General features: G+C 66.2%; 25 protein-coding genes and 2 tRNA genes. 10 read left to right on the forward strand and 17 right to left on the reverse strand.

The features are described from left to right. Positions 1-106: 106 nt before the first annotated feature. From E3T41_RS05270 to serS, 5 genes are all read right to left on the reverse strand, one after another. Positions 107-195: transfer RNA gene (locus E3T41_RS05270), tRNA-Ser, on the reverse strand. A gap of 102 nt (positions 196-297) precedes the next feature. After that, entirely contained in the window at positions 298-1602 is a 1305-nt protein-coding gene (locus E3T41_RS05275; RefSeq protein ID WP_092452485.1) for an LCP family protein, read from the reverse strand. Positions 1603-1688: 86 nt separating this feature from the next. Beyond that, positions 1689-1773, reverse strand: a tRNA-Ser gene (locus E3T41_RS05280). Between the two features lie 122 nt (positions 1774-1895). Continuing rightward, the gene (locus E3T41_RS05285) at positions 1896-2711 is read right to left on the reverse strand and encodes an HAD family hydrolase (RefSeq protein WP_092452482.1); all 816 of its coding nucleotides are present in this window, start codon (positions 2709-2711) and stop codon (positions 1896-1898) included. Beyond that, positions 2708-3988, reverse strand: coding sequence for a serine--tRNA ligase (gene serS / locus E3T41_RS05290; RefSeq protein ID WP_092452479.1), 1281 nt, complete (start codon positions 3986-3988; stop codon positions 2708-2710). Before serS ends, E3T41_RS05285 begins: the two co-directional genes overlap by 4 nt. Positions 3989-4051: 63 nt before the next feature. Between serS and E3T41_RS05295 the strand changes: the two genes are divergently transcribed. Then, positions 4052-5035, forward strand: coding sequence for a diacylglycerol kinase family protein (locus E3T41_RS05295; protein ID WP_134477622.1), 984 nt, complete (start codon positions 4052-4054; stop codon positions 5033-5035). A gap of 32 nt (positions 5036-5067) precedes the next feature. Here E3T41_RS05295 and E3T41_RS05300 read toward each other — a convergent pair whose 3' ends face one another. After that, complete coding sequence (locus E3T41_RS05300) at positions 5068-5559, reverse strand: hypothetical protein (protein WP_134477624.1); 492 nt, start codon at positions 5557-5559, stop codon at positions 5068-5070. After that, complete coding sequence (pheA, locus tag E3T41_RS05305; RefSeq protein WP_104131837.1) at positions 5556-6512, reverse strand: prephenate dehydratase; 957 nt, start codon at positions 6510-6512, stop codon at positions 5556-5558. Before pheA ends, E3T41_RS05300 begins: the two co-directional genes overlap by 4 nt. A 35-nt stretch (positions 6513-6547) precedes the next feature. Between pheA and pgm the strand changes: the two genes are divergently transcribed. Next, on the forward strand, positions 6548-8164 hold the full coding sequence (gene pgm, locus E3T41_RS05310; protein WP_092452467.1) for a phosphoglucomutase (alpha-D-glucose-1,6-bisphosphate-dependent): 1617 nt from the start codon (positions 6548-6550) through the stop codon (positions 8162-8164). Here pgm and E3T41_RS05315 read toward each other — a convergent pair. Continuing rightward, positions 8161-8865 carry an amidase domain-containing protein gene (locus tag E3T41_RS05315; protein WP_166791494.1) on the reverse strand — a complete coding sequence of 235 codons (705 nt, stop codon included), beginning with the start codon at positions 8863-8865 and terminating at the stop codon, positions 8161-8163. The two genes, pgm and E3T41_RS05315, sit on opposite strands and share 4 nt — an antisense overlap. Before the next feature lie 27 nt (positions 8866-8892). Continuing rightward, positions 8893-9030: a hypothetical protein gene (locus E3T41_RS17795; protein WP_158251572.1), complete on the reverse strand. Its 138-nt coding sequence runs from the start codon at positions 9028-9030 to the stop codon at positions 8893-8895. A gap of 180 nt (positions 9031-9210) precedes the next feature. Between E3T41_RS17795 and E3T41_RS05320 the strand changes: the two genes are divergently transcribed. Beyond that, entirely contained in the window at positions 9211-10626 is a 1416-nt protein-coding gene (locus tag E3T41_RS05320) for a GH1 family beta-glucosidase (RefSeq protein ID WP_134477628.1), read from the forward strand. 123 nt (positions 10627-10749) lie between these two features. Here the strand turns inward: E3T41_RS05320 and E3T41_RS05325 are convergent, their stop codons facing one another. Then, entirely contained in the window at positions 10750-11673 is a 924-nt protein-coding gene (locus tag E3T41_RS05325; protein ID WP_134477630.1) for an LLM class F420-dependent oxidoreductase, read from the reverse strand. Next, the gene (locus E3T41_RS05330; protein ID WP_092452455.1) at positions 11670-12566 is read right to left on the reverse strand and encodes a site-specific DNA-methyltransferase; all 897 of its coding nucleotides are present in this window, start codon (positions 12564-12566) and stop codon (positions 11670-11672) included. The genes E3T41_RS05325 and E3T41_RS05330 overlap by 4 nt, the downstream gene beginning before the upstream one ends. Positions 12567-12615: 49 nt before the next feature. Here E3T41_RS05330 and E3T41_RS05335 point away from each other — a divergent pair, with 49 nt between their 5' ends. Beyond that, positions 12616-12954: a GNAT family N-acetyltransferase gene (locus E3T41_RS05335; protein ID WP_092452452.1), complete on the forward strand. Its 339-nt coding sequence runs from the start codon at positions 12616-12618 to the stop codon at positions 12952-12954. 85 nt (positions 12955-13039) lie between these two features. On the opposite strand, the gene E3T41_RS05340 is transcribed toward E3T41_RS05335, so the two are convergent. Beyond that, the gene (locus tag E3T41_RS05340) at positions 13040-14092 is read right to left on the reverse strand and encodes a biotin/lipoate A/B protein ligase family protein (RefSeq protein WP_134477632.1); all 1053 of its coding nucleotides are present in this window, start codon (positions 14090-14092) and stop codon (positions 13040-13042) included. A 9-nt stretch (positions 14093-14101) separates the two neighbouring features. Then, complete coding sequence (locus E3T41_RS05345) at positions 14102-14944, reverse strand: alpha/beta fold hydrolase (protein ID WP_134477634.1); 843 nt, start codon at positions 14942-14944, stop codon at positions 14102-14104. Between the two features lie 84 nt (positions 14945-15028). On the opposite strand from E3T41_RS05345, the gene E3T41_RS05350 reads away from it, so the two are divergent. Together E3T41_RS05350 and E3T41_RS05355 are read left to right on the forward strand one after the other, a co-directional pair. Next, a complete protein-coding gene (locus E3T41_RS05350) occupies positions 15029-15520 on the forward strand; it encodes a MarR family winged helix-turn-helix transcriptional regulator (protein ID WP_104131843.1) in 492 nt (163 codons plus the stop codon). A 5-nt stretch (positions 15521-15525) separates the two neighbouring features. Further along, a complete protein-coding gene (locus E3T41_RS05355; RefSeq protein WP_134477708.1) occupies positions 15526-16935 on the forward strand; it encodes an MFS transporter in 1410 nt (469 codons plus the stop codon). An 83-nt stretch (positions 16936-17018) separates the two neighbouring features. Here the strand turns inward: E3T41_RS05355 and E3T41_RS05360 are convergent, their stop codons facing one another. Beyond that, a complete protein-coding gene (locus tag E3T41_RS05360; RefSeq protein ID WP_134477636.1) occupies positions 17019-18299 on the reverse strand; it encodes a peptide MFS transporter in 1281 nt (426 codons plus the stop codon). Between the two features lie 166 nt (positions 18300-18465). Here E3T41_RS05360 and E3T41_RS05365 point away from each other — a divergent pair, with 166 nt between their 5' ends. The 4 genes from E3T41_RS05365 (at position 18466) to E3T41_RS05380 (ending at position 22116) form a co-directional block, all read left to right on the forward strand. Continuing rightward, positions 18466-19392 carry a 2-hydroxyacid dehydrogenase gene (locus tag E3T41_RS05365; protein ID WP_134477638.1) on the forward strand — a complete coding sequence of 309 codons (927 nt, stop codon included), beginning with the start codon at positions 18466-18468 and terminating at the stop codon, positions 19390-19392. 40 nt (positions 19393-19432) lie between these two features. Next, a complete protein-coding gene (locus E3T41_RS05370) occupies positions 19433-19762 on the forward strand; it encodes a metal-sulfur cluster assembly factor (RefSeq protein ID WP_092452431.1) in 330 nt (109 codons plus the stop codon). Positions 19763-20007: 245 nt separating this feature from the next. After that, the gene (locus E3T41_RS05375) at positions 20008-20709 is read left to right on the forward strand and encodes a FadR/GntR family transcriptional regulator (RefSeq protein WP_134477640.1); all 702 of its coding nucleotides are present in this window, start codon (positions 20008-20010) and stop codon (positions 20707-20709) included. 12 nt (positions 20710-20721) lie between these two features. Further along, on the forward strand, positions 20722-22116 hold the full coding sequence (locus E3T41_RS05380; protein WP_092452425.1) for an alpha-hydroxy acid oxidase: 1395 nt from the start codon (positions 20722-20724) through the stop codon (positions 22114-22116). A 37-nt stretch (positions 22117-22153) separates the two neighbouring features. On the opposite strand, the gene E3T41_RS05385 is transcribed toward E3T41_RS05380, so the two are convergent. Genes E3T41_RS05385 through E3T41_RS05395 form a run of 3 tightly spaced genes read right to left on the reverse strand, consistent with a single transcriptional unit; the run spans position 22154 to position 23736 of the window. After that, the gene (locus E3T41_RS05385) at positions 22154-22525 is read right to left on the reverse strand and encodes a type II toxin-antitoxin system death-on-curing family toxin (RefSeq protein WP_134477642.1); all 372 of its coding nucleotides are present in this window, start codon (positions 22523-22525) and stop codon (positions 22154-22156) included. After that, entirely contained in the window at positions 22522-22728 is a 207-nt protein-coding gene (locus tag E3T41_RS05390) for a ribbon-helix-helix protein, CopG family (protein WP_170851596.1), read from the reverse strand. Before E3T41_RS05390 ends, E3T41_RS05385 begins: the two co-directional genes overlap by 4 nt. 45 nt (positions 22729-22773) lie before the next feature. Then, a complete protein-coding gene (locus E3T41_RS05395) occupies positions 22774-23736 on the reverse strand; it encodes an acetylxylan esterase (RefSeq protein ID WP_092452419.1) in 963 nt (320 codons plus the stop codon). Positions 23737-23808 lie beyond the last annotated feature (72 nt).

Here is a 23808-nt window from a genome sequence, read left to right on the forward strand (position 1 = left end):
CAGAATCGGCGCTTTTATGCAAAAAAACCGGCGATGCGATCGCCGGTTTTTTGTTGCCGCAAGAATTTCGTAAACTAAACGCCGGAATTACGTGAATTCCTCGATGCGGAGACGGAGGGATTTGAACCCTCGGTACCCTTGCGGGTACTCCACCTTAGCAGGGTGGTGCACTAAGCCGAACTATGCGACGTCTCCTTGGTGTCCGCTTGCGCAAACACACTCTCCTATCTTAGCCGCACCCCGGGCATCCGTTCTGACCATGAAAAATCACGGCCCGAAAACGGATGCCAGGCCCGGCTACTGGTTTTCGAGCGTACGGCCCCTGGTGCAGGTGTAGTCGCCAGCGGTTTGGCCGGTCACAGACTCCGACAGCACCACGCCCGGGTCTTCGGTGGCGACGGGAGCCTCGGTCGCAGTCGGATCGGCGGTCGCCGAAGGATCGGCCGTTGCCGCGGGATCGGTGGTCGCGGACGGTTCCGGCTCGGCTTCAACGGGAGCGTTCGGATCGGCCTCGGTGCCGCGCCCGGTGGTTCCGCTCAGGGTCAGCGGCTGGTCGGCGGCAACCGCCTCGAACAGGTTGTCGAAGGCCGGCTGCACGGCTTTCACCCCGCCGGTCGTACTGCCGGTCGGCACCTGCGCGAAGACAACCTGGTCGAGGTCGATGTCCTTGAGCGCGATAGCAATGGACGCGAGGGTCGTCACACTGCTCAGGCTGTCGGAGAGGCGCATGTTGGCCGTGACCGCCTTGGCCAGGGCGTACACCTTGGTCGGGTCAGAGAGCGTGTCAGCGCTCTTGATCGTGCGCACGAGCGACGACATGAACAACTGCTGGTTGTTGATGCGGGTGAGGTCGCCACCATCGCCGAGGCCGTGGCGGGTGCGCAGAAACTGCAGAGCCTCGTAGCCCTCGAGCGTGTGCTCTCCCGGGTCGAGGAAGGTCCCGGTGTACTCGTCTTCGATGCGGGTGGCCACGCAGACCGGAACGCCGCCAACGGCGGAGGACATGGCCATGACGCCGCTGAACTGCACCTCAGCCGCAAACGGGATGGAGAGGCCGGTGAGTTTCTCGACGGTCAGCACGGTGCAGGCGAGTCCGCCGTAGGTGAGCGTCGTGTTGATCTTCTGGCTGCTCATTGCGCTGTGCGACCCGCTGCCGTCTTCCTTTGGGCAGGAGGGGATGGCGACGAACATGTCGCGGGGAAAGCTGATGACCGAGGCGTTGCTGTGGTCTTCGGAGATGTGCAGCAGCATGGTCACGTCGTTGAGGTCGCCGGTGGAATCCTCCGGGCCGAACCTGGCCTCCTGGCCGACGCGACTGTCGCTGCCGACGACGAGCATGTTCACGCCCCCGTCGATGGCGCCGATCGACGGAACCGGACCGTTGCCCTCATTGGCCAGGTGCACGCTCGGTGGCGCGCTCTGAACGACGTCGTAGGTGGCAATGGCGGCCACGGAGAATCCACTGACCAGAACGACCGCCACGCTGCCCGCAATGAATTTCGCAACGGCAACCGCAGCGTTCGACTTTTTGAGCCGGCCGTGACGGGCAACAGTTTTGAGGTTCTTGGAACCGGCACTGCGGGGGCGAAGTTGGTCGCTCACTCATGTCCTCTCATCGGGTTGTGGGCTTGGGTCAGCCTGAGGCGACAATCATTGTGCGCCGGTGGTGGTGCGTTTCACTGGTGCTGCGGAGGGCGTGGGATTCGAACCCACGAGACATTTCTGCCCACCAGTTTTCAAGACTGGCTCCATCGGCCGCTCGGACAGCCCTCCCGGTTTGCCCATTCCCAGCACGAAAATGCCCTGCCGGGAAGAATTGGGCGAACTGGCCCGATTCTAGCGGATGGCAGACTGCTCAGGCTGACAGAGGTGCCTGAAAAACGGCTGGATGCGAGTCAGAGCGTGCGCAACACCGTGGCCAGGCCATCGCTGGTCACGTTGCCGGTGATCTCCGACCCAGCGGCGAGAACGTCGTCGGGCGACTCGCCCATGGCCACGCCACGACCGAATTCGGCGGCCCATTGCAGCATGTCAATGTCGTTGCGTCCGTCGCCGACGGCCATCACGCGCTCACGCGGCACACCCATGGCCACGCGCACCCGCTCCATCGCGGTTGACTTGTTGACGCCGTCGGGGGCGATATCGAGCCAGGCGGTCCACCCGATCGCATAGCTCACCCGGTTCAGCCCCATGCGCTCGACCACCTGGAGAAAATCCTCCATGTCGTGGTCGGGCGAGATGACGACCACGCGGGTCGCCTGGTGTTTCAGCAGCTCGTCAAAGTCGACCCGTTCACTGTCCATGCCGATCGTGGCATCGGGAATCGGTTCGGTGTAGCGGTAAAAGCCATGCTCGTCTTCGACCGCAAAGCGGGCCGAGCCGAGGTGCGCCCGAATCGAGGTGAGCACATCGCTCGGGTCGAAGGTTTCCACCCATTCACGGCGGTAGCCGAGCGGGGCGGTGGCGTCGCGGTGCATCGTGATGGCCCCGTTGGAGCAGACCACGTAGCGCGGCGAAATTCCGAGTCGGTCGAGAACCGGCAGGGCAGCGGCGGCCGAGCGCCCGGTGGCGAGCATAACCTCGTGGCCCTGCAAGGCGAGCCGGGCGACCTCGTCGATCACGGACTGGCTGATCGAGCCGTCCTCGTGCATCGTGGTGCCGTCGATGTCGAGGGCGACCAGCCACGGCTCTTCGCTGACGATCGACGTCACTTCGCGCCCTTCACCTGGAGGGGCGTGAGCACCTCGAGGCCGCCGAGGTAAGGCCGCAGCGCCTCGGGGACGCTCACCGAGCCATCCGCTTGCTGATGCGTTTCGAGCATGGCGACGAGCCAGCGGGTGGTGGCGAGCGTGCCGTTGAGGGTCGCGACCGGCGCAGTCTTGCCCGATTCGGTGCGATAACGGATGTCCAGGCGGCGCGCCTGGTAGGTGGTGCAGTTGCTCGTGCTGGTCAGCTCGCGGAACGCGTTCTGGCTGGGCACCCAAGCCTCGATGTCGAACTTGCGGGCGGCGCTCGACCCGAGGTCGCCGGCGGCCACATCGATCACCCGGTAGCTCAGGCTGAGGGACTGCAACATGCCCTCCTGCAGGGCCACGAGGCGATCGTGCTCGGCTTCGGCATTTTCGGGCAGCACGTAGGTGAACATTTCGAGCTTGTTGAACTGGTGCACGCGAATGATGCCGCGGGTGTCTTTTCCGCCCGAACCGGCCTCGCGGCGGTAGCAGGTGCTCCAGCCGGCGTAGCGCAGCGGCTCCTCGGACAGGTCGAGGATCTCGTCTTTGTGGTAGCCGGCAAGAGCGACCTCGCTCGTGCCGGTGAGGTACAGGTCGTCGGCGGGCAGGTAGTAGACCTCGTCGTTGTGCTCGCCGAGAAAACCGGTACCGTCCATGATTTCGGGGCGCACGAGGGTGGGGGTGATGAGCGGCACGAAGCCCGCTTCGAGTGCCCGGTCGAGCGCCATGTTCATGAGCGCGATTTCGAGGCGGGCGCCGATACCTTTGAGAAAGTAGAAGCGGGTGCCGGAAACCTTGGCGCCGCGGGGCATGTCGATGGCACCGAGCAATTCGCCGAGTTCTAGATGGTCGCGCGGTTCGAAGTCGAACACGGGGGCCTCGCCGTGGGTGCGCAGGGTCACGAAGTTGGCCTCGTCACCGGCCGGAACGCCGTCGATGATGGGGTTGGCGATGGTTTTCACGATTGCCGTGAAGCGGGCATCGGCCTCGCCGGCGATGACCCCGGCTGCCTTCACCTCGGCGGCAAGACTCTGCGCTTCGGCGACGAGGGCCTTCTTCTGCGCACTGGGCGCGGCCGCGACACGCTTCCCGAACAGGTTCTGGGCTGCCCGCAGGTCTTCGAAGGCTGTGATCGCAGAACGCCGTTCGGCGTCGGCGGCGAGCGCGGCTTCTACCGCTTCGACGGAGTCACCACGGGCCCCCTGCGAACGCTTGAAGAGGTCAGGGTTTTCGCGTAACAGCACCGGATCAATCACCCGGCCAGTCTACAAGTGCGCGCTGACGGGCAAACGCGGAGTCAACCCAGTAGCCTAGGCCTCGTGACCGCCTCCGAACGCCGCAACCAGCACGCCGCCGTCGTCTACAACCCGGTGAAAGTTGACCTCGCCAAGCTGCGGGCCAGCGTGGCCGCGGCCGAGCAGTCTGCCGGCTGGGGCGAAACGCAGTGGTTTGAAACGAGCAAGGATGACGTCGGTCAGGCCGCCACCAAACAGGCACTCGACGGCGGAGCCTCGATGGTCGTCTCGGCCGGCGGCGACGGCACCGTTCGCGCCGTGGCCGAGGCGCTGCGTGATTCCGGCGTGCGCATGGCGATCGTGCCGTCGGGCACCGGCAACCTGCTCGCGCGCAACCTCGATCTGCCCCTCGGCAGCGTCGACGCTGCCACCGTGATCGCATTCGGCGGCGCGGACAAGTCCATCGACCTCGGCGTCGCCAGCGTCACCACCGAGGCCGGCGCGGTCGAAGAACACGTTTTTCTGGTCATGGCCGGGCTCGGACTCGACGCGCAGATGATCGCCCACACCCGGGACGACCTCAAGAAGCAAGTGGGCTGGCTCGCCTACGTTGACGGGGTGGCGCGGGCGCTGCCGAAGGCGCGGCCATTTCGCATCCGCTACAGCGTTGCTGGGCGCACCGCCCGCCCGGCGCAGGTGAGCGCCATTCTCGTCGCCAACTGCGGGCTACTGCCGGGCAACCTGCAGTTTCTGCCTCACGCTCGCCTCGACGACGGCATTCTCGACATTGCCGTGCTGCAGCCCAAGGGCATGCTCGGCTGGCTGACCATCTGGCGACGGGTGACCTGGGAGAACGGCGTGCTGCGTCGCTCGGCGGTGGGGCGACGCATGATTGCGGCTACGGAGTCATCGAATGAGCGCGTGATGACGACCCTGCGCGGGCCCGATATTCGCATCGCTCTTGAGCACCCCCAGGATTTCGAGCTCGACGGCGACGAGTTCGGGCTGGTGCAGAAGGTGCGGCTACACGCCGATGCTGGCGCGCTGATCGTGCGTGTGCCGGCCTGAGTGAGATGGCCTGAGTGAGATGGCTGAGCTAGCTATCGGCGCGACGATCGGGAACGCCACCGCAGGGCGTGGGCGAACAGCAGGCCCACAACGGTGAGTAGACCGGTGGAGATCATTGCGGGCGCGAGAGCGTAGATCAACTGCTGCATCACCATCTCGATGGGTACCTCCGCACTCGAGGATCCAGCGAAGCCCGAGCTGAAATAGGTGGCAGTAATCGTGCGCACCTGCAGGATCATCCCGCCGATGATGAGGGCTGGCCCAAGAATCCACAAGGCGATGATGAACGGATTACGCGGCTCGTATTGGTCGAGAGGCTCGTCGTCGTCAGCTGTACCGTCTGCAGGCACGGGAAGCGCGCCCGAGTCGCGCCCGGCTGTGCCGACGAATACTTCTGGCTGGTTGGGAGAGGTGGGCGCGAACAGTTCGGTCATCGCCGAGCCACCGGAATCCGCCGAGTCACCGGGCTCATAGCCACGCTGATACCGGGCATCGTGATTCGGGTCAAAGCGCGGGTCGGTCATTGAGTGGGCTCCCCCGCGATCAGCCCACGCAACCAGTCGCGGGCCTCGATGAAGATGCCGTCGTCGTAGCGCGAGGTGAACTCGATCGGGCGCTTGTCGGCCCGCGGATACGACCCGAGAAAGATCACCTTGGGGCTGAACCGGCGCAGGCCCAGCAACGCGTCGGCGACCCGTTCATCGAGGATGTGCCCCTCGGCATCGACAACGAAGCGGTAGCGACCGAGGGAATCGCCGATCGGCCGGGATTGAATAAGGCTGAGGTTCACGCCGCGGGTGGCGAACTGCTCGAGCATTTCGAGCAGGGCACCGGAGCGGTCACTTGGCAGCTCGATGATGAGGCTGGTCTTGTCGGCGCCGGTCGGTGCGGTGAGTTCGGCGGTGCGGCCGACCAGCACGAACCGAGTGACGGCGTTGGGGTTGTCCCCGATATTCGAGGCGAGAACGACGAGGTCGTGGTGTTTGTCGATTCCGGGCGGGGCGATCGCGGCATCCGCTTGATCGGTGCTTAAGAGGGCGGAGGCAGCGGCGACGTTGCTCGATGCGGGGATGTGGCCGTGGCTCGGCAGGGTCTGTTCGAGCCAGATGCGGCACTGCCCGTAGGCGACCGGGTGCGCATTAACGACCCGCACGTCGGCCAGAGTCGCGCCTGGGCGGGCGACGAGCACGAAATTCACCGGCACCAGATATTCGCCGATAATGCGCAGGTTTGGCACGCTGGCCAGGGCGTCCTGCGTGGCGGTGACGCCGCCGTCGACGGAATTCTCGATGGCGATCATGGCCGCGAAACTGCGGCCGGAGACGACATCAGCGAAGGCCTCGCCCACGTTGTTGACCGGGCGCCAGATCTGGCCGCGCGCCTCGGGCACCTGCGCGAGGGCCGCTTCGGTAAAGGTTCCGGCCGGGCCCAGATAGCTGTAGGTGCGGGTCTGGGCTGGATTCGGCGCGTCGGGCATGGCTGACAGCCTACCGGTGGTGCCAGACTGTGCTCATGAGCGAACGCGCGGGCACCCGAGCCCTGGAATCTGACCTGATCGACGTCGATGGGCTGGTCAAGGCCTATTACGATTTGAAACCGGATGCCCGGGTCCCAGCCCAGAGGGTCGTTTTCGGCACCTCCGGGCATCGCGGGAGTTCGCTGAACACCGCGTTCAACGAGGACCACATCAGCGCCACCACCCAGGCCATCGTGGAATATCGCGCGGGCCAGGGCATTACAGGGCCCCTGTTCATCGGCACCGATCCGCACGCCCTGAGCGGTCCGGCCTACACGACCGCCCTCGAGGTGCTCGTCGCCAACGGCGTGCGTGTGCTGGTCGACGAGTTCGACGACTACGTGCCCACCCCGTCGTTGTCGCACGCCATTTTGGCCTACAACCGCGGCGAGCACGGCGACCTGGCCGACGGCATCGTCGTCACCCCGAGCCACAACCCGCCAATGGACGGCGGCTTCAAGTACAACCCGCCGCACGGCGGTCCGGCCGACAGCGACGCCACTTCCTGGATCGCGGGCCGCGCCAACGAGCTCATCGCGGGCGGCCTCGACGGCGTGCTACGGAGCGAGCCGAGCGCCGTGGAAACCTACGACTTTCGCGGCAACTACGTCAACGACCTCGAAAACATCATCGACATGCAGGCCATCCGCACCAGCGGAATCCGCATCGGCGCCGACCCGCTCGGCGGCGCGAGCGTCGGCTACTGGGGCGCCATCCGCGACCGCTACGAAATCGACCTCGTCGTGGTCAACCCGAAGGTCGACCCGACCTGGCGATTCATGACGCTGGACTGGGACGAGAAGATCCGGATGGATCCGTCGAGCGCGTCGGTGATGGCATCCGTTGTCGCGCACAAAGACGAGTACGACATTCTGACCGGCAACGACGCCGACGCCGACCGGCACGGCATCGTCACGCCCGACGCTGGCCTGATGAACCCGAACCACTTTCTGGCCGTCGCGATCGACTACCTGTACAGCCACCGCGAAGGCTGGAAGATCGACGCCGCAGTCGGCAAGACTCTCGTCTCGTCGACCATGATCGACCGGGTCACCGGCTTTCTCGGCCGCGACCTGTGGGAGGTGCCGGTCGGCTTCAAATGGTTCGTGCCCGGCCTCATCGACGGCTCGGTGGCGTTCGGCGGCGAGGAGAGCGCCGGCGCGAGCTTCGTGCGCTTCGACGGCACCGTCTGGACCACCGACAAGGACGGCATTCTGTTGGCCCTGCTGGCCGCCGAGATTCTCGCGGTCACCGGCAAGACGCCCTCGCAGCGGTATGCGGAACTGACCGAGCATTTCGGCGCACCGTCCTATGCGCGAGTGGATGCCGCGGCCACGCCCGCGCAGAAGGCCGCCCTGGCCAAGCTCGACGGCTCGATGATCACGGCTACGGAGTTAGCCGGCGAGAAGATCACCGGCAAATTCAGCGTTGCGCCCGGCAACGGCGCTGCGATCGGCGGAGTGAAGGTCACCACCGAGAACGCCTGGTTCGCGGCGCGGCCGAGCGGCACCGAAGACGTCTACAAGATCTACGCCGAGTCGTTTCTGGGTGACGACCACCTGGCGCAGGTTCAGCTCGAGGCCAAGGCCATCGTCGACGCCGCGATCGCCTAAGGAACACTCCAGTAGTACGCCGTGCCGCCCGGGTGATCCACGGTGATTGCCGTGTCGACCGAGCGGAAGTCGGAATCGAGGGTGTGCCCGGCGAACGAGATCTCGATCGTGTCGCCGACCTTCTCCACCCTGGTGACAATGGCGGTGTGGTCGCGGTCGCCGGAATTGTCCCAGTCGAACTGCACGATGTCGCCGACCTTGACCTGATCACGCTGCTGATCGGTCAGGGCGGCGGCCTTGCCGGTCTGCGCGATGTAGTTCATGAATGCTGTGGAACTGCGCCAGGCGGCCGAGGCGTCGTAGGCGTTGCCATTCTTCGGGCTCGACCAGACGCTGTCCATGGTCCAGCCGCGGGCGATCATGGCCTGGCTGGCGAAGTTGACGCAGTCGTTCTCGCCGAGCACGCCCCACTCGGCTGTGTTGTAGTTTTCCAGGCTCCAGTGCGCGAGGAGGTAATCGATCTGCGCGGCGACGGGGGCGCTGAGGCCAGGCTCCGCCTCGACCGGGGCCGCAGCGGCCGTGTCGGCGGGGGTGGCGCGAACCGGTTCCTGCGTTGTGGCTGGGGTTGCGGAATCCGGTGTCTGCGCCGTCTTGGTGGGGTCGGCCGGTCCTTCGAGGGCCTGCACGACGAGCGCCGTCGCGCCGACCGCGAGCACGGCACCCACGGCCGTCGTCAGGCCGAGTCGCTGCCACCTTGTCAACTGCACGTTGTACTCACTTCTGATTGTTTAAACGCTGAGCGCGGCGCTCAGATAAAGGCCGATCGCCGCGAGCGCGACGACCACTCCAACGATGAGAACCCCGATCAAAAACCGGCGCCGGGTGCGCCGCTGATCGGCCTCGGTGGGTTCGTTGTTCTGCAACATGTTTCGAGCTTAGCTGCGCCGAATCTGAGAGCCCCGAATGCCGCGTGCATCCCTGCCGAGATCTCAGCCGCGACGACCCGTTCTGGGCGATTGCGGGGAGGGTTCGACTTGATATCCGCAGTTACGCGAGCCATCGTCAAAGCACTGGTCCAATGTCTCGCCGCGGGGTACCGTTTCGTCATGTCGCAGATCACACCCACACCGTTCACCTGGCCGCACGGATTTCTCTGGGGGTCGGCGACGGCCGCCGCGCAGATCGAGGGCGCCGGCCACGCCGGTGGCAAGGAAGATTCGATCTGGGATGCGTTCGCGCGGGTGAAGGGCGCCATCGCGGGCGACGACGACCTTGAGACAGCGGTCGATCACTACCACCGGATGCCCGCCGATGTGCGGCTCATGTCCTCGCTCGGCCTCGACGCCTACCGGTTCTCGACCAGCTGGGCCCGCGTGCGCCCGGGCGATCGAGCGATGAACCCCGAGGGGCTGGACTTCTACTCCCGCCTGGTCGACGAGCTGCTCGGCGCCGGCATTCTGCCCTGGCTCACCCTGTACCACTGGGACCTGCCGCAGGCCCTCGAGGAGGAAGGCGGCTGGGCGAACCGCGACACCGCCTACCGGTTCGTCGACTACGCAAGGGATGTCTACTCCGCGCTGGGCGACCGGGTCACCCACTGGACCACCTTCAACGAGCCGTTCTGCTCCTCACTGCTCGGCTACGGATCGGGCGCCCATGCGCCGGGCCGGCAAGATGGCCGGGCTGCGGTCGCTGCGGTGCATCACCAGCACCTCGCGCACGGGCTCGCGGTGAACGCGCTGCGCTCGGCCGGGGCGCAGAACCTCGGGATCACCCTGAATCTCACAAATGCAGTACCGCGCGATGCGGCCGACCCGATCGACATTGAAGCGGCCCGTCGACTCGACTCGCTCGCCAACCGCATCTTCCTCGACCCACTGCTGCGCGGCACCTATCCCGACGACACCCTGCACGACCTCGAGCCGTTCGGACTCGCCGAGGTCATCCACTCCGATGACCTTTCCATCATCAGCTCCCCGCTGGATTTTCTGGGGGTCAACCACTATCACGATGACCTCGTGAGCGGCCATGCGGATGCCTCGGCGACCGATGGTCACGCCGGTGGCGCCGACCGGCCCGTCGGTTCGCCGTGGATCGGATCGGAGTACATCACCTTCCCCAGCCGCGGACTGCCCCGCACCGCGATGGACTGGGAGGTCAACCCCGACGGCCTGCGCCTGCTGCTGGTGCGGCTCGGCCAGGAGTACGACCGGCTGCCGCCGCTCTACGTCACCGAGAACGGCGCCGCCTACGACGACACGGTGAGCGCCGACGGCGCCGTGCACGACGTGGAACGCACGGAGTACATCGTGGCGCACATCAACAAGGTGGGCGAGGCTATCGCGGCCGGCGCCGACGTGCGCGGGTACTTCGTCTGGTCGCTGCTCGACAACTTTGAGTGGTCGTACGGCTACGAGAAACGGTTTGGCATCGTGCGGGTCGACTACAAGACGCTCGAACGCACGGTGAAGGACAGTGGGCGCATGTACGCGGCGCACCTTCGGGCGGCACACGGGGGCTGAGCCGGGCGCCGCCCGGGCCTCGCGGCACGTGTTTAGGAGGTTGGCACTGGTTTGAACACGTGCGAGCTCCCCAAACGCTTGCCACCGACGGATGCCGGCGCCGCGGCATCCGCTCGGCGCGCCTCAGCGCAGCTGCGGAACCACCTCGGCGGCCAAAAACTCCAGGTGCTCGAGGTCGGACAGATCCATGATCTGCAGGTAGACGCACTCGACGCCGGAATCGGCGAGAGCGCCGAGTCGGTCGACGATCTCGGAGGCGGTGCCTGCAAGGCCGTGCTCACGCAGCTCGGCCGGCTCGCGACCGACCGAGGCCGCCCGGCGGGCGAACTCCGTCTCATCCGAGCCGCCGACGGCGATCAGCGCCGCCGAGTAGGTGAGCTCGGCCGGGTCTCGGTCGATGGCCTCACAGGCCACCCGCACGCCGTCGAACTTGCCCGCAATGTCGGCGAAGTCGGGAAACGGCAGGTTGAACTCGGTCGCGAAGCGAGCCGCGAGTTTCGGGGTGCGCTTGGCACCGCCGCCACCCACGATCACCGGCACTCGCGCCTGTGTGGGCTTCGGCAGCGCCGGCGAATCGACGAGGGTGTAGTGCTCGCCGGCGAAGTCGTAGCGGGCCCCGACCGGGGTGTTCCACAGCCCGGTGATGATCTCGAGCTGTTCCTCGAGCAGGCCGAACCGTTTGTCCGGAAACGGGATGCCGTAGGCGAGGTGCTCCTGCTCGAACCAGCCGGTGCCGAGGCCGAGCTCGACGCGCCCACCCGACATCTGGTCGACCTGCGCGACCTGGATGGCCAGAATTCCCGGCGGCCGGTAGGTCACCGAGGAGACCAGGGTACCCAAACGGATGCGTTTTGTCTCCCGCGCCAACCCGGCGAGGGTGGTCCAGGCATCCGTCGGGCCGGGCAGGCCATCACCGTCACCCATGACCTGGTAATGGTCGCTGCGAAAGAATGCGTCGAAGCCGAGCCGCTCGGTGGCCTGCGCGACGGCCAGGACGTCATCGTAGCTGGCACCCTGCTGGGGCTCGGTGAAAATGCGAAATTTCATGGGTTCTCCTGAGTTAGTTCTAGAAATTCGACGCCTGGCACCAGCTCGAACCGGGCACGCATCACGACGAGTGCTTCGGGGTTCTGGTCGATCAGTACGAAGCGACGGCCGAGGGCGGCCGCGACGGCTCCGGTGGTGCCGCTGCCAGCGAAGAAGTCGAGCACCCAGTCGCCCTCGCGACTGGACGCCTGGATGATGCGCCGCAGGATTCCGACCGGTTTCTGGGTGGGGTAGCCGGTTTTCTCCTTGCCGGTGGGCGAGACGATGGTGTGCCACCAGACATCCGTCGGCAGTTTGCCCTTGGCGACTTTTTCGGGCGTGACCAGACCAGGGGCCATATACGGCTCCCGGTCTACGGTCGTGGAGTCGAAGTAGTAGCTGGCCGGATTCTTCACGTAGACCAGAATCGTGTCGTGTTTGGTCGGCCACTTGTTCTTCGATTTGGCACCGTAATCGTAAGCCCAGATGAGCTCGTTGAGAAAGCATTCCCGGCCGAACAGGGCGTCGAGAAGCACCTTGGCGTAGTGCGCTTCGCGGTAATCGAGGTGCAGGTAGAGCGTGCCGTCGTCGGCCAGCAGCCGCCAGGCCTCGATCAGGCGCGGCTCCAGAAAAGCCCAATAGTCCTCAAACTGGTCGTCGTAGCCGAGCAGGTCGCCCTTGATGCGCTCGTAGCGCTGGCCCTTGAATCCGGTGATCGTTCCGGTCGCGTGGGATCCATCGGTGGCGACCGAACGCACCGACGTGGTGGTCTGGCGTTTCTGTGACCGGCCGGTGTTGAACGGCGGGTCGAGATAGATCAGGGTGAAGGCACCGTCCGGCAGGCTCGGCAACACCTTGAGGTTGTTGGCGTGGATGACACGGCTCGGACTGGTCGGTGTCCACGAGAAAGGCATTTGTCTATTCTTTCAGCCTCCGCGCCGTCTATCGGCTTAGTCTGTCTGGATGACTGCTGAATCGGCTACCATCCACTCGCAGGATCTGGCTGAAGCCGGCACTCTGCAGGTGCGCCACACCCCCGAGCAGAACCGGTACACGGTCTGGCTCGGCGACGACTGCGTCGGCCTGGCCGACTACGTCACCACGCAATCGGCGGTGCATTTCACTCACACCGAGGTCGACCCGACCCGGCGCGCCCACGGTTTGGCGAGCATCCTGGTCGAGCAGGCGCTCGACGACGTGCGCGTGCGCACCGACCTGGCCGTGGTGGCCGATTGTTCGTATGTGGCGCATTGGATCGACACGCACGCGGAGTACCAGGACCTGCTGACCCGCGGCCGGTAGCCGGTAGCCGGCAGCCGGTAGCCGGCAGCCGGTAGCCGGTAGCCGGTAGCCGATTCTGGGTGAGCGGATGTCGGCATCCGCTCATCTAGGGAACCCGGGTCAGCCATTCCTCGGTGCTGAACTTGTTCGCGACGAGCTCGGTGGCCTTGGCGTATTCCTCGGCGGTGACGTCGCCCTCGGAGGCACCGTAGAGGCCGGTGAAGGTCTCCTTCATGCGTTCGATGATCTCGGCACGGCTCAGGCCGGTCTGGCTGCGCAACGGATCGACGCGCTTGGCGGCACTCGTAATGCCCTTGTCGCTGAGTTTTTCGCGGCCAATGCGCAGCACCTGCACCATTTTTTCGCCGTCCATGTCGTAGCTCATGGTGACGTGATGCAGTACGGCGCCGCTTCCGAGACGTTTCTGGGCGGCCCCGCCGATCTTGCCGGTCGGGCTCGTGATGTCATTGAGCGGCTGGTAGTGCGCGTCGATGCCGAGCGATTTGAGCGCGGTGATGACCCACTCGTCCAGAAAGGCGTAGGAGTCGGCGAAGCTCATGCCCTGCACGAGGTCGGTCGGCGCGTAGATCGAATAGGTGATGACCGAGCCGGCCTCCATGAACATGGCGCCGCCGCCGCTGATGCGCCGAACCACGGTGAAGCCGTACTTCGCGGCGTTCTCGGGGTCGACCTCGTTTTTGAGCGACTGAAAACTGCCGATGACGACGGCCGGTTCGTTCCACTCCCAGATGCGTAGGGTGGGTTGGCGTCGTCCCTCGCCGACCTCGGTGGCGAGCACCTCGTCGAGGGCCATCTGCAGCACGGGCGCGACCGGCGTCTGGGAGTGGATGATCTGCCAGTCGTAGTCGCGCCAGGTGCTCGCCTGCGCGAGCGACCGACGAATGGCGACCGCGACGGCCTCCGGCGAGAAGCCGAGCAGAATCGCGCCGGTCGGCAGCGCGCCACGCACGGCGTCCGCGATCGCAGCGGCAGTACTGCCGGCGGGCAGGCCGGTCACCGCCGCGTTGATGTCCTCGAGGGCATCGTCGGGTTCGAGAAAGAAATCCCCGGCCAGACGAAAATTGGCGATGACATCGTCGACGACATCGAGATCAACGACGACCAGTTTGCCGCCCGGAACCTTATATTCACCATGCATGGTTTCAGCCTACGGCGTGAATCGTTCGTCGAGCCAGGAGACGAGGTCGCCGATGACCTCGTCGCGGTTGATCTCGTTGAAGACCTCGTGGCGCGCACCCGGGTACACGATCAGGCGCACATCGCGCAACCCCGACCGCTTGATATAAGAGGTCACCAGTTTGAGCGCGCTGCGTTCGCCGCCGACGGTGTCGTCGCCGCCGACTAGCACGAGCATGGGCAGTTCGCTGGGCAGATTTTTCGCTGGCCGGCCGAACAGGCGGGCAGCCTCACGCAGGCCGAACAGCTTGGCGAGCGGCGTCGCCGTGGTCAGCGGGTCGGCCACGAACGCCTGCGCTAAGGCCGGGTCCCGGCTGAGCCACTCGACTCCGGTCGTGCCGAGTGTTTTGTGTTTGCGATTGAGGTCGCCGCCGTCGAGATAGCCCGGCCAGCGGTAGGCGCTGCCGGAGAGCACGATCGCGTCGTACTCGGCGGCGTGCGCGTTCACGATCATTTGGGCCATGAACGATCCCCAGCTGTGTCCGAGCAGCACGAGGGGCAGTGTCGGGTTTTCTGAGCGGATGATTCCACTCAGCTTATGCACGCCGGCCACGGCCGCGCGCAGCCCGCCGGCGCCCAGCCGACCAAGTTTCGTGAGGTCACCGCCATGCTGGGCTAGCCCGGTCTGACCGTGGCCGAGGTGGTCGTCGGCGTAGACGCTGTAGCCGGCTCGATTAAGGTCCGCGGCGAGCGCCGCGTAGCGCTGGGCGTGTTCGCCGACGCCGTGGGCGAGCTGGATCACGGCTTTGGGGGCGTCGATCGGCCAGACGTAGTAGGTGACGACCAGGCCAGAGGCATCCGTATATGTGGGCACGAGGATATTCTGCCCTGTTCCGGGCCTGCTGCCAATATACTTAGCATAGCTAATTTGCTATGCTAAGGATATATGGAATCACGAATGCACCCCAAGACCGCGGCCCTCGGCGTCATCAAGGCGCAGCCGCCCCTGAACAGCGAGCCCGTCGCGGCGAACAACACCGCCGAGCTCAGCCACGAATTTCGTCTGGCCAACGGCCGCCTCGCCCGCCGCCTGCGCCAGGAGAAGGCCGAGAACGAACTCGGCAGCGGCCAGTTCTCAGCCCTCGGCGTGCTCTACGTGCACGGCCCGTTAACGCTCACCGAACTCAGCGAGTTCGAGCGCGTCACCCCGCCGTCAATGACCCGCACGGTCAAATGCCTCGTCGATGCCGGCCTCGTCGCCCGCACCGATTCCACCCTCGACGGCCGCAAGATTGTGCTGCGCACAACGGATGCCGCGAGCGAGATGATGACCGAGACCCGCAAGCGTCGAGATGCCTGGCTGGTGCAACGCGTCGCCCAGCTCAGTCCCGCCCAGCGCAGCACCCTCGCCGACGCGACCATCATCATGAAGGAGCTCGCCGACAGTTGAGTGCCATGTTTCGCTCGCTGAGCGTCGTCAATTACCGCATCTGGTTCGCGGGGGCTTTGGTGTCGAACATCGGCACCTGGATGCAGCGCACCGCCCAGGACTGGATCGTTCTCACCCAGCTCACCAACTACGACGCGACAGCGGTCGGCATCACCATGGCGCTGCAGCTCGGCCCGCAGCTCGTGCTCATGCCGTGGTCCGGCCTCATCGCCGACCGCTTCAACCGGCGCAAGCTGCTCATTCTCACCCAGACCCTGATGGGCCTGCTCGCGCTCGGCCTCGGCATTCTGACCGTGCTCGAGGTGGCCCAGCTCTGGCACGTCTACCTGTTCGCCCTCGGCCTCGGCGTCGTCGCCGCCATCGACGCGCCCGCCCGTCAGACCTTCGTCTCCGAGCTCGTCGCCGAAGACCAGCTGTCGAACGCGGTCGCGCTGAACTCAGCGTCATTCCACGGTGCACGCCTGATCGGGCCGGCCGCCGCCGGTCTGCTCACGGTCGCCGTCGGCGCCGGCTGGGTCTTCATGATCAACGCGGTCACCTTCGCCGCGACCGTCTTCGCCATGACGCTGCTGCGCACCCACCAGCTACGTCGCCAACCGAAGATCTCCCGCGAGCGCGGGCAGCTCCTGGCCGGTTTTCGCTATGTGCGCGGCCGTTCAGACATCATCGTCGTCATGATCGCGGTCTTTCTGATCGGCACCTTCGGCCTCAACTTCGCCATCTTCACCTCGACCATGGCCACAATCGAGTTCGGCCAGGGAGCTGCAGAGTTCGGCCTGCTCAGCTCGATCATGGCAATCGGCGCTGTCATCGGCGCGCTCCTCGCCGCCCGGCGCAGCCGCGCCAGGCTGCGCCTGATCGTGCTCGGCGCGGCCCTGTTCGGCCTGGCCTGCGCCCTGTCGGCCATTATGCCGACATATGCCACTTTCGCCATATCTCTCACCCTGGTCGGCCTGTCGTCGCTCACCCTGATGACCACCGCGAACGCCTACGTGCAAACGACGACCCGCCCCGAGATGCGCGGCCGCGTCATGGCGCTCTACATGGCCATCTTCGTCGGCGGCACTCCCCTCGGCGCCCCGCTGGTCGGCTGGGTAGCGGATGCATTCGGCCCGCGCTGGGCGCTCGGCCTCGCCGGGGTCTCCGGCCTGTTGGCCGCACTGGTCGTGCTGTTTTGGATGGTGCGGTATCGCCGGCTTCGGGTGCAGGTGCATCCGTTCTCGGCGCCCCGGGTGCGCGTTCTGCACGCCGGCGACGGGCGCGAGGCGCCGTCGGTGCGGCCGAGGCGCCGAGGCCGGTCCGCCGTGCTGGAGCGGGAGCAGGCGCCGGCCGCGCCCGAGGGATCGGAGCCCGACCTCGATCGAGAGACCGCGACCCGGGAGATCGCGATCGTCGAGGCGACGGTTCCGCGCTAACTTCGGGCGGTTGCCGCTGAGTAGACAACTTCGATGGGTTACGACCCCGCAGCACCCGACAAAGTTGTCCGCTGAAGGACGGCCTAGCGAACCCCACCCATCAGGCGCAGCACCGGGCGGGAGATCAGAACGAGCAGGAGCCCGAGCACAATCGCGATGCTGCCGAGCACGCTGAAGTAGACCCGCCCTGGCGCAGTGGCGTACCAGGTGGCGAGCACACCCGACACGGCGGAGCCGAGCGCGACCGAGAGAAAGAACAGAGCCACCATCTGTGTCTTGAAGACCTCCGGCGCGAGCTTGGTGGCGACCGAGAGTCCGACCGGTGAGAGCAGCAGCTCCGCAATCGTAAAGACCAGCAGAATTCCGATCATCGCCAGGAGTGGCGTCGAGTTCGCGGCACCGCCGGCGAACGGCAGGAACAGCAGGAAGGCGCCGCCCATCACCGCGGTTCCCACCACGAACTTGATCTGCGTGGAGGGCTGCCGCGTTCCCAACCTGGTCCACAGGGCGGCGAAGATGCCGGAGAGCACGATGATGAGCACGGGATTGATGGACTGCACACAGGACACCGGCATCTCCCAGCCGAACAGCGCGCGGTCGAGTCGCTCGTCCGAGTAGATCGTGACGACCGTGAATTGCTGTTGGTAGAGCGACCAGAACGCCGCACTAGCGATAAATAGCGGAATGAAGGCGTAGACCCGTTTGCGCTCGACCGTGGTGATCTGGCAGTTCGTCAGGATCACCACGAAGTAGGCAATTGTCCCGACGATCGTCAGCCCGATCACGATGGTGACCAGATTGCTCGCGGTAATCATCCCGGTGAGCCCGAGCACGACAATAACGCCGAGCGTCGCGATCGCAATGACGGTGTAGCGGGGCCAGCGTGAACGCGGCAGAGGATCGGAAACCCGCCGGGCGGCATCCGGCGCGTAGAGCGTGCCGACAACGGATGTTGCGTTCGCCTTCAGTCCACCGCTGCCGATAGCCACCAGGATGAGGCCAGCGACGAGCCCACCGATTCCGGGCACGACGGCCAGGGCGATGTGGCCGAGCATAATGGCGATGGCGCTGCAGAACAGCACCCGCTCCGAGCCGAGGAGACGATCGGCGATCCAGGCGCCGAGGATCGTTGCGAGGTAGACGCCACCGCCGTATGCACCGACGATGCCGGCCGCAGTGGTCTGCGGGATTTCCAGGCCGCCGTCGGCCGCCGAGAAGTATAAATACAACAACAGGATGCCCTGCATGCCGTAAAAGGAAAACCGCTCCCACATCTCGACGCCGAAGATGTTGGCGAGTGAACGCGGCTGTCCAAAGAAGGAGCGGTCATCGCGGGCAGCGGCGTGGTCGACGACTTTGCTCATGCGCCATGATTATCAATCGCCCCGGGAGAAAACATCGACCGGCTCCTGCCGAAGCAGGAGGCACACCGCCGGAACCCCCGACACGGGCGCGGGATGGTCCAGGCGACCTCGCCGCTCTACACGCCACCCTCGGCTCCGAGCACCGGTGTCCGTCTAGGCTTGACCGATGAGCTCCGAAACCCTGCGCGTCAGCCTGCCCGACCCCGACCTGCGCGCCGCCCTCGGCGAGCTGCCCGATGGCGTCGAGGTCATCGAGTGGGCGATGGAAGGCCCGGCACCTATTCCCGAGATCGACCTTGTCGTGACACCGTACATGGGCGCCGCCAACCGGGTGGCCCACCTCGCGGGCGTGCGCACCCGGCTCGTGCAGAGCCAGTCCATCGGCTACGACGGCATCGACACGCTGCTGCCCGCCGGGCACGTGTTCGCCAACGCCGCCTCCGTGCACGAGACCTCGACCGCCGAGCTCACCCTCGCTCTGATTCTGGCCTCCCAGCGCGGCATCGACGACTTCGTACGCGCCGCCGAGCGGGGCGAGTGGGCGCCAGCGCAGCACGCGAGCCTGGCCGACCGCACCGTGCTGCTGCTCGGTTACGGCGGCGTCGGCCACGCCATCGAAACTCGGCTGCTTGCCTTCGAAACCACGGTCATTCGCGTCGCCCGCACCGCCCGCACCGACGAACGCGGCACGATCTACGGCTTCGAGTCCCTGCCCGAACTGCTTTCGAGGGCCGATATCGTCGTGGTCGGCGTGCCGCTCACGCCGGAAACCACCGGCATGGTCGATGACGCGTTCCTGTCGCTCATGCCGGGCGGCGCCCTGCTGGTGAACATCGCCCGCGGCCCGGTCGCCGACACGGAGGCGCTGCTCGCTCACGCCACCAGCGGCCGAATCCGGCTCGCGCTCGACGTGACCGATCCGGAACCGCTGCCGGCGGGGCATCCACTTTTCGCGCTGCCCAACGTGATCATCTCCCCCCACGTGGGCGGCGCCTCGAGCGCGATGCTGCCACGCATGGCCCTGCTCGTTCGCCAGCAAATAGAACGGATGCTGCGCGGCGAGACCCCGATCAACGTCGTGTTGACGAGTTAGTCGGGCACTGCGCGCCCCGCCGCGACCGTAGGCTGGGACCATGGTCTCAGCACTCACTCCGGCACGCCAGGATGACATCGAAGAAGCACTCAAAAACGTGATGGACATCGAGATCGGCATCAACGTCTTCGACCTCGGCCTGATCTACGGCCTGGCCTGGGACGACGACACCGACACGCTCGTCATCCAAATGACCCTCACCTCGGCCGGCTGCCCCGAGCAGGAGGTATTGACGGAGCAAACCGAGCAGGCCCTCGTCGGCGTGGTCGAACGCCATCGGATCAACTGGGTCTGGATGCCGCCGTGGACGCCCGACAAGATCACCGACGACGGTCGCGACATGATCAGCGCCCTCGGTCTGAGGCTGTAACCACCCACTGTCTCTGCGGCTGGGGCAACCCGGCCACGTGCTCCTGCCTCGAACGGATGCCTGAGTCCCGCGCGAGTTGCTTCCCTCCGCCCTGGTGCGCCCGGGCGACGCGCGTCGCGCTGTCGCTTGGTGCAGACGCGTGCGCACCAAACGGGCGCTCCCAAGTTATGACGATTTGCCTATCGCGCGACCGGGTGATCCTCCTGTAACCTGTGGTCAGACCACACTGATCGAGAGGAGATCCCATGACCGCTCCACGCGCCTGGCAGGTCGTGCTCGACGCTGTTGAACGCGACCTGCTCGACGGCCGGCTCAGCCCGGGAGACCACCTGCCGCCCGAGCGCACCCTTGCCGCCGACCTGGGCGTCGGCCGATCCAGTGTGCGCGAGGCCCTACGCGTGCTCGAAGTGGTCGGTCTGATCCGCACCGCGGTCGGTTCCGGTCCCTCGGCGGGCGCGATTATCGTCGCCCGCCCCGGCGGTGGCATGTCCGCGCTCATGCGCCTGCAGGTCGCGGCCCAGGGCTTTGCGGTGGCCGACGTGGTCAAAACCCGACTCGTGCTTGAGGGCTCGATCGTCACCGACCTCGCGGCCGCAGGCTCCCCCGACCTAGCCGCCTCCGCGCAGATCCTCACCGCGATGGAAAACCAGACCCTCACCGAAGCCGAATTTCTCGCCCTCGACGCGGCGTTCCACCTCTCCCTCGCCGAAACGAGCGGCAACCAGGTCGTCACGGCGACGATGGCCGGCCTCCGCAGCGCGATCGAGGGGTACGCGCGGGCCGGCGCGGCGGGCCTCGCGAACTGGCCGGCAACATCCGCTCGCCTGATGCTGGAGCATCGCGGCATTCTGGCCGCCATTCTGTCCGGTGAAGCGGATGCCGCCCGCCTCGCGATGCACGCCCACATCTCCGGCTACTACGCCGAAACCCACCCGCGCGATCACTAGAGAAGGACGACCATGGTTCAACGACGCATCCCCAAAATCAAAGATCTCGCCCCGCTGATGAAATTCAAGAGCCCGGAGCTCAACGCGAAGAAGCGCCGGCTGGCCGCCGCGCTCACGATCGCGGACCTGCGCGCCATCGCCCAGAAGCGCACGCCGAAGGCCGCCTTCGACTACACCGAGGGCGCGGCCGAGGCCGAAATATCGCTCGGCCGGGCCCGCCAGGCCTTTGAGGACATCGAGTTCCACCCGTCGATCCTGCGCGACGTGTCGACCGTGACGACCGGCTGGGATGTGCTCGGGGCGCAGGTTTCGCAGCCGTTCGGTATCGCGCCCACCGGATTCACCCGCATGATGCAGACCGAGGGCGAGACCGCCGGGGCGCACGCGGCGGCTCGGGCCGGAATCCCCTTCGCGCTGTCGACCATGGGTACCACCTCGATCGAAGACGTCAAGGCCGCCAACCCGAACGGCCGCAACTGGTTCCAGCTGTACATGTGGAAGGACCGCGACCGGTCGATGGCCCTCGTGGACCGGGCCGCGAAGGCCGGTTTCGACACGCTGCTGGTGACCGTGGACGTGCCCGTGGCGGGCGCCCGGCTGCGCGACAAGCGCAATGGCTTCTCGATTCCGCCGGCGCTCACCCTCGGCACGGTCCTCAACGCGCTGCCCCGGCCGGAGTGGTGGATCAACTTTCTGACCACCGAACCGCTCGCCTTCGCGAGTCTTGACCGCTGGAGCGGCACGGTCGCTGACCTGCTCGACACGATGTTCGACCCCACGGTCGACTTCGAGGACCTGGCCTGGATCAAGGCGCAGTGGCCCGGCAAGGTCGTCGTCAAGGGCGTGCAGAACCTCGAGGACGCCAAGCGCCTCGTCGATCTCGGCGTCGACGGCATCACCCTCTCGAACCATGGCGGTCGCCAGCTCGACCGGGCGCCAATTCCGTTCCGCCTGCTGCCGCAGGTCGCGCGCGAGGTCGGTGCGCACACCGAGGTGCACCTCGACACGGGCATCATGTCGGGCGCCGACATCGTGGCTTCGATCGCGCTCGGCGCGCGCTTCACCATGATCGGCCGCGCCTACCTCTACGGCCTGATGGCCGGCGGTGAGGCCGGGGTCGACCGCACGATCCAGATTCTGTCGGAGCAGGTCAGCCGCACGATGCGGCTGCTCGGAGTGAACTCGCTCGAGGAGCTGAACCCCGGGCACGTGACGCAGCTGTCCCGGCTGATGCCGGTCGCCGCTCCCATGGTCGCCGCGGCCGAGGCTGTTCCCGCGCGGAAGGCTCCGGTACGCAAGGCTCCGGTAGGCACAGCCGCTGCGCCGAAACAGAGCGTCGGTGCATCCGCTGCCGTGACGGTCACGCCGGTCAAGCGGGCGCCGAGGAAGACGGCACCGCCGAAATAGCCCCCGCGGCGCAGCCCGGTCCGGGTTGCGCCGCGGCTTATGGCCGTTGGACCCGATGCGCCGCGATGCGGCGTTCAGATTCGTCGAGGTCGATAATTCCTTCGGCGACGCCGATCACGAAGTCGAACCCCTCGTTGGCGGTGAAATCGTGAGTAAATCCGTTGATCCACAAAAAGAGAACCATCAGGGTCCAACCGGTGCGCTTGTTTCCGTCCACGAGCGGATGATTACGCACGAGCGATTCGAGCAAGGCTGCGGCCTTGCGATCAAACGTCGGGTAGGCATCCCTTCCAAACATGGACGCCGACGGCCGGGCCAGCGCAGATGCGAGGAGGCCGGCGTCCCGTACGTGGAATCCGTAGCGCTCGGTCACCTGAAGCGCGTCGGCGACCTCCAGGTATCGGGTCATGCGTCTTCGAGCCGCTGCAGCAACTCGGCGTCATGGGTCAGTACGAACTGTAGGCCCGACTCGATTTCATCTCGACGCGAGTAGCGGTCGACAATCAGCGTTGCCCCCTGCAGCAGCAGAGCGTGCTTCGACACGTGTTGTGCCGCCGCGAGCTCTTCCAGTTGACGATCGAGCTCCTCCGGGATGCGCACATTGATAGCCATACCAAAATGGTACCGCCATTGGTTTTTGGCGGCAAGAGCCGAACGTCAGGCCAGGTTCTCGCGGAACGCCCGCAGTGCGAGCGCGTCGTCTTCCCAGGCGCCGCCCTCATGCCCGTTGTATGGCCAGACCGTGATCTGCTTCGGGCCGGCATAGTTGTTGTAGGCCGCGAAGACGGTCGATGGCGGGCAAATCGGATCCATCAGTGCCGCCGTCATGGTCACCGGCGCGGTGGCCCGCTTGGCGAAATTGACGCCGTCGAAGTAGGACAGCACGTCGTGCACACGAGCCACCTTGAGCCGGTGGGTCGCCAGATATTGGCCCAGCTCGCGGTACGGCTGCGCGTCGGTGATAACGGATGCCCGCGGAAAGTCGCACAGAAACGGCACCCGAGCGACCACGGCGGAAAGGTCCGGAACCAGTCCGGCCACGGCGAGTGCGATTCCACCGCCCTGACTGGTGCCCATCACGCCGACGCGGGCTTCGTCGACGAGCGCCAGGCTGCGGGCCGCCGCGACGGCGCGCACGGCGTCGGTGAAGAGGCGGCGGTAATAGTAGGTCTCGCGGGAGTCAATGCCGCGAGTCATGAACCCTGGGACCTGTGGGCCGCTCCCGGCGTCATCGGCAGTGTCGCCGGCGCTGCCGCCGTAGCCCTGCCCGCGCAGGTCCATCTCGAAGTGGGCGAAACCGGCGGATGCCCACAGCAGATTCTCGAAAGCCTGCCCGCGTCCCCGGCCGTAGCCGTGAAACTGCATGATGGTCGGCAGCGGACCGCTCGCGCCGACGGGCACCCGCAGCCAGGCCTTGATCGGCTGCCCGCCGAAGCCGGCGAAGGTCAGGTCGAACACGTCCAGCGTGCTGAGCCCGGCGTCGACCTTCAAGGCTGTGACATTAAGCGGATGGCCCTCGGCCTCGGCGAGGGTGTCGGCCCAGAACGCGTCGAAGTCGCCCGGGTCGGCCTGGCCGCTGCGATAGGCACGGAGTTCGGCTTCGGGCAGGTCGGTGTACATGCCCTTCAGCCTAGAGCCGCCCGCCTGGCGCCGTAGGCGTCACGCGGGGGCATCCGCTCTTGCGGTGGCTGA

Origin of the sequence: Cryobacterium sp. Hh38, assembly GCF_004403235.1 — a bacterium.
Taxonomy (GTDB): Bacteria; Actinomycetota; Actinomycetes; order Actinomycetales; family Microbacteriaceae; genus Cryobacterium; species Cryobacterium levicorallinum.